A 2,765-nucleotide genomic window follows, 5' to 3' on the forward strand; every position below is an offset into this window, starting at 1 on the left:
CCCCCCCCCCCGACCCCCCCCTCCCCCCCCCCCCCCCCCCCCCCCCCAACCCCCCCTCCCGCCACCCCCCCTCCCTCCGGCCCCCCCCCGCCGTACAACCCGCCCCTGCCGTACCTCCCCACCCCCCCCCCCGAAGGCCCCCGCCGAAGCGGGCGTTCCACGGCGGCGCTCATCGTCGTCGCGCTGGTCGTGGCGCTTGCCGCCGGCGGCTCGGTGTACGCCCTCCTGAACGGCGGCGCCGAAGACAACGGGACCGGCGGCGATCCGACGGCCACCCCGACCGTCACGACGGCCACCACCGAGGCCCCCACCGGCGATCCGACCACCCCCTCCACCTCCACCTCCCCGTCCCCGTCGGACGGCGCGATCCCTGCGGACTACCTGGGCACCTGGACGGCCTCGATCGACAACGGCAGCGGCGAGAACACCCGTCGGCTGACCATCCGGCAGGGCGAGGTGGGCGACACGGTCCTGACCCTGGTCGCCGACGGCCCCGCCGGCACCGGCACCTACCACTGCGAGTTCGCGGCGGAACTGGCCGAAGAGCCGGGTGGCGAAGGCCCGTTGGAGATCGGCCCGTCCACGGTGACGGTCGGCGATTCACCCACCTGTTCGCCGGGCGAGGCCACCGAGATCACCCTGCTGCCGGACGGCGGGCTGGAGCGCGTGAACACGAGCAGTGGCGAGAAGTTGACGTACACCAGGCAGTAACCCCAAGTACCCGTACATGTAAGGCCGTTGAGATCACCCCTGCCTACGGTGCTGCCGGTGGAGTGGCTGAGCGCAGAGAACATCGTGGCTGTCGGCACGGCGGTGCTCGGCGTCGTCGCGTCCGGTTTCATGCTCTGGTACGAGCGCCGGGTGCCGCACAAGAAGCGGATCGGCTACCGCGTCCAGATGGACAACCCCATAGGTGACGACCTGAGTTCGGGCCGGGCCAACGTCCGGCTTGGCGTGTTCGACGCGGACATGGACGACGCGACCCTCGTGCTGCTGCGCGTCGAGAACGACGGCGGGCAGAACATCGACCGCGACGATTACACCGGCCCCGAACCCCACGGCCTCACCGCGGTGTTCACCGACCGCACCATCCGGGGCGTCTCGGTCACCCAGCCGACCGACATCGACCACCTGATGGACCACTTCACCCCGCAACGAGGCTTCTCCTACGAGGCCAACCGGCTGCGTCTTCCACGCGTCCCGCTGAACCCCGGCGACCACTACAAGCTGCTGGTGCTGCTGTCCGGCGGTGACGTGGGCAGGGACATCCGGCTGCGCGGCGGAATCCGGAACGGCGAGGTGCACCCCAACCGCAGTGCGACCCCGGACGACAAACCGCCGGTATTCAGCCTGCCGGCCAGGATCTTCTCCGGTCTGCTCACGCTCAGTGTGCTGGCCCTCGCGACCATCGTCGTCTTCCGCGACGGCAATCCGATCGAGTGCGAGCAGGGCGAGGTGACGGTGATCGGCTCGACCGCCTTCGAGCCGGTGATCTCGACGCTGGCGAAGCAGTACGAGGGCAAGTGCGAGGGCGCCGAGATCGACGTCGAGACGCGCGGCAGCGAGGCCGGCGTCGCCGAGCTCGCCGCCCTGGCCGACCGATCGAAGAACTCGGCGCGTTCCGTGATCGCCTTCTCCGACGGCCCGCTCGGCGACCGCCTGGGCCTGACGGGGAAGAAGGTCGCGCTGTCCGTCTTCACCCTCGTCGTCAACGACGGGATCGAGCTCGGGCCGGACGGCCTGTCCGTGCAGCAGGCGCGGGACATCTACAAGGGCAGGTACAAGCGCTGGGGCGAGGTCATCCCCGGGGCCGACAAGGCGACCGCCGACCGGCCCATCGTCCTCGTCAGCCGGGGCGACAGTTCGGGCACGCGACAGGTCTTCCAGGACCGCGTGCTGGGGCAGTGGGAGCAGGCGCAGAGCACGTCACTGGACTGCCGCCCGCCCGCCGGCGCCGTCACCTCCGTCACGCGCTGCGAACTCCCCGGCACCGGCGACGTCCTGGACAAGGTCGCCGAACAGCCCGGCGCCATCGGATACAGCGAGCTGAGCGTCGCCGCCGCACACAAGGGCGTGCGAACGGTGCCCCTCGACGGCGACCGCGCCAACGTCGACGAGATCGAGCGCGGCGACAGCGCCTACCCGTACCGCGACATCGAGTACGCCTACACCGACGGCACCGCCCCCGACGACTCCCTCGCGGCAGGCTTCCTCGCCTACCTGGACAAGGAGAGCAGCCGGCAGGTGATCCGCACGCACGGGCATCTGCCGTGCGGGACGCCGGTGGGGCTGAAGCTGTGCCGCGACTGACCTCCCGCGACTGACCTCCCGCGACTGAGCTGCCGCTCGGCACCCTTGCCGCCGGTTGCCATGGCGGCGGGGGCGAAGACACCTCTACCGAGGCTCCGGTGGCCGCTGCCGAGGCATGTTCGGCCGCGCCCCATTCCCCGGCGGCACAGCAAGCCGCCCCTGCCCCACCCCCACATCCTGCCTAGCCCCACCGGCCACAGCCGACTGAATCCCCATCGGCGCCGACCCCGTCCGGAACTCCACCATCCAGTCCGCCGTCTCCGCCCGCACCAACTCCGTCACGTCCTCCGAGAACCGCCGCAGCACGCCCAGACACCGCTCCGCCGCCTCACTCGCCGTCCCCTCGGCCGGCCCCAGAACCTCCCGCACACTCTCCGTCGCCCAGTCGAACTGCAACACCTGAAGCCGCCGCTGCACCGCCTGAGCCGTGGCGACGTCCCTTATCCACCCGGACG

Annotated in this window: 3 protein-coding genes; 2 read left to right on the forward strand and 1 reads right to left on the reverse strand. The window is 71.4% G+C overall.

The window, feature by feature from the left end:
* Positions 1 to 189: 189 nt before the first annotated feature.
* Together ADL12_RS20805 and ADL12_RS20810 are read left to right on the forward strand one after the other, a co-directional pair.
* Positions 190 to 711, forward strand: a complete 522-nt coding sequence (locus tag ADL12_RS20805) for a hypothetical protein (RefSeq protein WP_208614584.1) — start codon at positions 190 to 192, stop codon at positions 709 to 711.
* A 57-nt stretch (positions 712 to 768) separates the two neighbouring features.
* Positions 769 to 2,310, forward strand: a complete 1,542-nt coding sequence (locus tag ADL12_RS20810) for a substrate-binding domain-containing protein (RefSeq protein ID WP_062704179.1) — start codon at positions 769 to 771, stop codon at positions 2,308 to 2,310.
* A gap of 84 nt (positions 2,311 to 2,394) precedes the next feature.
* On the opposite strand, the gene ADL12_RS20815 is transcribed toward ADL12_RS20810, so the two are convergent.
* The coding region (locus ADL12_RS20815; protein ID WP_159053233.1) for an SLATT domain-containing protein at positions 2,395 to 2,765 on the reverse strand (371 nt) is incomplete at its 5' end.

It is taken from the genome of Streptomyces regalis (assembly GCF_001509475.1).
GTDB lineage: Bacteria > Actinomycetota > Actinomycetes > Streptomycetales > Streptomycetaceae > Streptomyces > Streptomyces regalis.